The organism is Candidatus Jordarchaeum sp., assembly GCF_052745115.1.
On record NZ_JBRAKS010000243.1, the window covers coordinates 1 to 5,861 of the forward strand.

The 5,861-nt window shown below is 41.6% G+C and carries 8 protein-coding genes; 2 read left to right on the forward strand and 6 right to left on the reverse strand.

Annotated elements, in window-relative coordinates; all coding sequences use genetic code 11:
- Positions 1-193 precede the first annotated feature (193 nt).
- Together ACUVXA_RS14895 and ACUVXA_RS14900 are read left to right on the forward strand one after the other, a co-directional pair.
- Positions 194-910: a cyclase family protein gene (locus tag ACUVXA_RS14895; protein ID WP_445872072.1), complete on the forward strand. Its 717-nt coding sequence runs from the start codon at positions 194-196 to the stop codon at positions 908-910.
- Positions 911-928: 18 nt separating this feature from the next.
- The gene (locus tag ACUVXA_RS14900) at positions 929-1,591 is read left to right on the forward strand and encodes a HisA/HisF-related TIM barrel protein (protein WP_445872073.1); all 663 of its coding nucleotides are present in this window, start codon (positions 929-931) and stop codon (positions 1,589-1,591) included.
- A 98-nt stretch (positions 1,592-1,689) separates the two neighbouring features.
- Here ACUVXA_RS14900 and ACUVXA_RS14905 read toward each other — a convergent pair whose 3' ends face one another.
- The 6 genes from ACUVXA_RS14905 to ACUVXA_RS14930 form a co-directional block, all read right to left on the reverse strand.
- Positions 1,690-2,034 carry a hypothetical protein gene (locus tag ACUVXA_RS14905; RefSeq protein ID WP_445872074.1) on the reverse strand — a complete coding sequence of 115 codons (345 nt, stop codon included), beginning with the start codon at positions 2,032-2,034 and terminating at the stop codon, positions 1,690-1,692.
- A complete protein-coding gene (locus tag ACUVXA_RS14910) occupies positions 1,991-2,266 on the reverse strand; it encodes a hypothetical protein (RefSeq protein WP_445872075.1) in 276 nt (91 codons plus the stop codon). Before ACUVXA_RS14910 ends, ACUVXA_RS14905 begins: the two co-directional genes overlap by 44 nt.
- Before the next feature lie 165 nt (positions 2,267-2,431).
- Positions 2,432-3,997, reverse strand: coding sequence for an MFS transporter (locus ACUVXA_RS14915; protein WP_445872076.1), 1,566 nt, complete (start codon positions 3,995-3,997; stop codon positions 2,432-2,434).
- 254 nt (positions 3,998-4,251) lie between these two features.
- Entirely contained in the window at positions 4,252-4,644 is a 393-nt protein-coding gene (locus ACUVXA_RS14920; RefSeq protein WP_445872077.1) for a hypothetical protein, read from the reverse strand.
- Positions 4,616-4,834, reverse strand: coding sequence for a DUF5678 domain-containing protein (locus ACUVXA_RS14925; protein WP_445872078.1), 219 nt, complete (start codon positions 4,832-4,834; stop codon positions 4,616-4,618). The genes ACUVXA_RS14920 and ACUVXA_RS14925 overlap by 29 nt, the downstream gene beginning before the upstream one ends.
- A 110-nt stretch (positions 4,835-4,944) precedes the next feature.
- The gene (locus tag ACUVXA_RS14930) at positions 4,945-5,637 is read right to left on the reverse strand and encodes a PIG-L deacetylase family protein (RefSeq protein ID WP_445872079.1); all 693 of its coding nucleotides are present in this window, start codon (positions 5,635-5,637) and stop codon (positions 4,945-4,947) included.
- Positions 5,638-5,861: the final 224 nt, after the last annotated feature.

Below are 5,861 nucleotides of genomic sequence, written 5' to 3' on the forward strand. Positions count from 1 at the left end.
ATGATACAACCTTTGCAAGAACCGTTCTCCAGCTACGGAGATTGAAAGTTTTTTATTTTTATTTGCTTATTTCGACAAAATCTTTTTTAATATGAAAATCCCTGATTAATAGGCATCTAAAAAATCCCAAACCTATAATAAAATAATAACCATAAGTAAAGCTCTAAGAAATTAGAGAAAGGTGAATAGGATTATGAAGCCTAAGAAAGTTATTGAATTGAGCAGGTTATTGAATCCTACCGATCCCAAATGGGCTAAGGACGAGCAGTGGGGCGCCACCATCCCTGAGGAGGAAATAAGGATTGAGCCCTACATTTTTGTACACGACCGTTGCATGTGTGAGTGGATACGGCTATGGAGCCATGCCGGAACACACATCGAAGCTCCCTATCATGGATACTTGGTTAAAAGCGACGTAACCATAGGGGACGTACCTATTGAAACCTTTGTGGGTGAGGGTCTCTCCATTGATATGTCCTTTGTGGGCCAAGAGCCCGACATGGCAAAGAAATTTGAGAGATACGAGCGTTTCAGTGTGTCCGGGCCAATGGTAACCCGAGAACACATCAAACAGTATGAGAAGGAAAATAATGTAGAGATTAAAAAGGGTGATATAGTCTTCTTCTACACAAATATGAATATTCCAGACATACCTGTGATATCTGGCGATGCTGCGGGGTACCTAGTAGAGAAGGGAGTAAAACTGGTGGGAACCAATGATGATACAATAATTTACTCCTTCATGGCTCATTTGAATCTACTTCAAGCGGGCATTCCTCTTGTGGAAATGTTGACCAATCTCGACAAACTGGGCAAAGGCAGGGTATTGATAGTTGCGCTTCCATTGCCCATAAAGGGAATAGGCGGTTCCCCTGCCCGGGTGTTCGCTATAACCGAGTGGGAAAAATAAGAGAGGAGAAAGCAGCATTTGACCGAATTCATCTTTATGCTAACGTACAACGACATGACCGTTAAAAACGCAATCGAAGTCTATAAGGAAATCCGAAACACCAAAGTCAAATTCATAGGATTCAAAGACATAGGCCTGCCCATAGACCAGCTCAAAAAACTGGTAAAAATGATGAAGCAGGACAATAGAACCACCTTTTTGGAGGTGGTGAGTGAATCTAAGGAAGCTGCTATTCAATCCGCAAAAACCGCAGTCAAACTAGGTGTAGACTACCTCATTGGCGGAACCTATATACAAGAAACAATGCCTATTATACACGAAACTGAAATTAGGTTCTTCCCCTACGTCGGCAAAATCGTAGATCATCCCTGTCTTCTGAGAGGCACTATAGAAGAAATCGTTGAGGATGCTAAGAGAGTGGAAAAAATCGGAGCACCAGGAATAAACTTACTTGCCTATAGATACGACGGAGATGTCGAAAAACTCATGTTATCGGTTCAAAAAGCGGTCAAAATACCCTTAATCGTGGCTGGAAGCATAAACAATTACGAAAGAGTACGAAAAATGAAAGAACTAGGCATATGGGCATTCACCATAGGAGGAGCAATATTCGACAAAAAATTTGTACCAAAAGGAACCTACGGCGAAAACATAGAAGCGGTTCTCAAAGAAATTAAATAACAAACGCTTTCATTCTCTTTTTTATTACTAACAGAAAAATATCTTTCTAGAAAGCAATAATCATTATACCATCTGTCTTAGGGTAGAAGATTCCACAATTAGTCAAGTAGCTGGTCTGCGATCTCCAATTTTTCAGTGCTTTTGAGCCTTTCAAGCCAGTATCCAGTAGATAGAACTACTCTGGTGCTAGTTCCTTCCTCCAATAACTGTTTAATTTCTTCTACCAGTTGCTCCCAGTTAATTAGTCTTTTTTCCACAATGGTTTTCATGTCCTCCAAATCTTTTGGTTCTCTTCCCGCTACTGCTTTAAGAATGAAAATGTCTTGGGGATGTAAGGGTAGTATCTCAAATTTACCAAATTTTATTAGGTCTTTGGAGCACCTAGAAACCATGCGTTCACTAATTCTTACTCCTTGAACCTGTTTGAGAAATATTTCTATCACCACAGGACCTTTGAGTCATCCACCCCTCCGCATAAGCTCTCACCGTGTATCCTAGTTCAACTGAAAAATCTAATAGTCTCCTGTAGTTGTCTTCGTTTTCCACAACAAAATCTAGGTCCAAAGTAGCGGTTTTTATTCCACGAAAAACAAGAGCTGTTCCATCAATAGCTATCAACCTTACTGGCAGTTGGGAAAACTGACCCAAAAAGTTCGCTAAATCCTTTTTAACCATCAAACTAATCCACCTACACCACTAGCGGTATGTTTCGAAAAATTTTTCAAACCTTCAAAATGCTAAAATATCTAAAAATTTTAATACTCACCTATCTAAAAACTATCAACCCAACACCAATACACAATTTAAAAAAAGAGAAAGTATGAATTATTCATTCTATAACTATTTTTTAGTGATTTCTTTCCTTCTCTGGTCCAGAAACTGTTGAATTCTACTTTTATCCCTGTAGTAGGTTCGGTATGCTAGTGTCCAGATGATGACGCAAAAAGTCCAAGGAATGGAGACTGTTAGGGCCATAGCTAGGGTTAGTGACTCGCCGGAAAGCCACAAAATATACAATAGAAATCCTACATCGGCAAAGTACAGCCAATAGTTAAGGTAGGGTGATATCCACTGCATTGCGATTCCGGAAACTCCCAAGTTTATATTGTCAGCAATCCACCCCGTTAGAACTACTCCGAAGGCTGCAAAGCCCTGCTCAAACATCTGCTCCAGAGCCCAGGCGGTGCTACGTGCCTCTGGCTTATTAACTGCGGAGACTATGGGCTCCACTGCGCCCACTCCGCCCCAGCTCATCATGATTGCGGTGAAAAATGCGACACTAATGTATAGTAGTAAGTCCATTCTAACAAACAGGATTAGGAGTACCAACGGTATGCCTGAGAAGGTTGATATCTGCGCAATCATAATTCTGCCTTTTGCCGGGCTTCTCTTCTCCATGCGGTCTCCAAGGAGTCCCCCCACTAGGTTACCCAGAGCCGAGCCCATTACCAGTATTGCAAAAATGATGGTGGCTTGGAATGGTGGAATCTGCCTAGCGGTTTCAAACCAGTGAATGAACCAGAATTGAAGAACGACATAGGGGAAATATCCCATTATTCCCTGCCCAATGATCACCAGCATAGTGCGGTTTCTCAAAATTTCCCTAAAGGCACTACGTTTAATCTTGTACTTTTCGGTTGTTTCTTCGGTGACAACGCCTTTAAGCTCCTTTTCTGCGGCTCCCCTCGGGGGCTCCTTCACGAGTAGTGTTACCAGTCCAGCGACTCCAATACTTATAGCACCCATAACGATGAAGCCGTTTCTCCACACTCCATTATAAAGGGTGCTTTTTGCTAGCGCGTCTAGCTGTAAAAGATTTCTCAGAATAAGCATCGTATCGGGGTAAACCGCTTGGTATAGCGCTAGTCTATAGAGGTCTGATTCTAATCCTCCAGTGAGGCTGGGGGCGTCTATGAAGCCCAGTATTGGTATAATTAGCATTAAACCCACTATTCCTATGGCTCCATAAACTGCATAGTATTTTCCTCTGCTTTCCATAGGATACATGTCCGCAATAAGTGAGAAACCGGTTGGAACCATGGTTGCTAGCCCGAGTGCAGTAACTATTCTTAGAAGAGCGAGAGTTGTGTAATCCCCGGCAAGAGAGAGAAGAATGGTGGCAATCCCCCAGATTAAACAACCTATAATTAGAACCTTCTTACGAGAATATCTGTCTGCTAGAAATCCCCAGAAGGGCGTAAGAAAGGCCTGCAGAGCTCCCCTAGTGGTATCTATGAATCCCAGAGCAGCCCGAGAAGTACCCAAGTCTCTGCCCATAGAAGTATAATAAACAGGAAACGCTTGAACGTCAGCATTATAGGTGAAGAAAGCAGATCCCAGTGTTACCAATGAGCGGGTCTTCCCTTTCTCCTTCTTCTCAGTTTTCCCTTTTTCTTTTTTTGCCATTAAAAATGCCTCTTAAACAATTTAATTTCAATTATAGGAATTTTCTACTTTTTATAGTTTTGCAAAAGAACTTCGGAAGCTACCGAGAAATTAAAAGGATAAAAAGATTTATTTTCAGTTTTTATGTACTCCACAGCTTTCTTCTGCGGACATATTATATTCACAGGACACGCACAAATTTTAGAAAATATATATGATAAAAATCAAAAATACTAATTTTCTTATGATCTTTTCTTCTTTCCCCTAAACTTTCTTTAGGGATCTCTAAGGTCAACAGTTCCTTTCTTCCAGTCTATACTTAGCCTCAGATGTTGAAGAATGTCACGGCCCAGCAGGACTTCTTTAACATCATTCCTTACATCCACGGCTGCCACCACCTCCACTGCCTTCACGATAAAAATCGCGGCGTAAAGTATTCTTAATTCTGGTTTTCCACCAATACTCACTGTTTCAGCCGTGGTGACTGGTTGCTTGTGCAGATTTAATTTTTTACCGATTTCTATGGTTACAACTGTCCCATCGCTTCCAGTGTCCACATAACCTCTCACAGTCACTTCTCTTGTTTTAGCCAGATTATGAATACTGACCAAACACCAAGGAAAGGGAGGATAATAGGTTTCATCTATTCCGGTATATTCTGCGTTCAACCTTCTGCTCTTCCCCAACTTTGGTTACGTAAAATACTTTCCCCCCAGTAACCTCAAAAGCCCTTTTGACCACCTCACCGAAGTCATCACCTTGAACCACCATTCTACCCTCAAATATTGCAACCCATTTACCCTTAGCCTTTTCTAAGAGTTCTAACCTCAACTCTCTGTAAGCCTCTTTTTCCTTCAACAACTTCTCCGTAGACATATTAATACCCTATATATAATTACTGAATAGATTTTATAAAACTTTCAAGTTACAGCGTATTTAAGGTAAACTAAGCTTCCCTTGAATTTAACTTATTCGTACAAATATGGGAATCCACGGCGCAGAATTCGAAAATCCTCCGCAAATTTTACTCCATACTTTGCCCCGGTCTTGGCGTTTGCCCTCTGCGCAAAAGTGGCCATTTCCTCCCCCAGCTGGCTCTTGTGCTGCCTCAGGGCATCCAGTTTTTTATCAATGGTGTCCGTAATGTCCACCCAGTGATTAGGATTATCCGTGTTAAACAACCATATCTCAGCCACCAGATGCGGCTCCAAGGGAGGATCAGCCGGCGTAATCTCCGTAGAATACATGGCAAAACTCGCAGCCTCAATAGCCATCATACCCGTGTGACGATGATCCGGATGACACTCATACCTCCTCCAGGGATCATGAGTCATCACAATGTCCGGCTTATACCTGCAAATCTCATTAATGAGCCTAGCTCGAAACTCATGTGTGGGTAAAACGTCATGATCAGAGTAACCGAGGTAGACAATCCGATTAATACCCAGTATTTTTGCAGAGTTGTCTTGTTCCTCCTTTCGGGTCTTGGCAAACTCGTTCATATCCATATCCGGATCAAGATTTCCCTTCTCACCACGAGTAACCACCACCAAAACAATGTTAGCCCCATCCTGTGCGAATTTCACCATTGTTCCACCGCAAGCGTAATCAACATCATCAGAATGCCCAGCCACAACAAGAATCGATTTTCTTTTACTCATAGTGACACCTTCCAACAAAATTAAATTAAAACCTAGTCTGCGGGTACTTTCAATGAATATTATTTACATAAAGAAGCTAATGAACTATTTATAACTAATATATACAGTAATCCAAGTCGCTTATGAAGGATGTGTAGAAACGCTGTATACGTCAAGAAGCTAATCTTATTCGGGACCCCGTCTTAGGTATGTAGTTTTTCTGGTTGTTGTTTGTCTTATGTAGG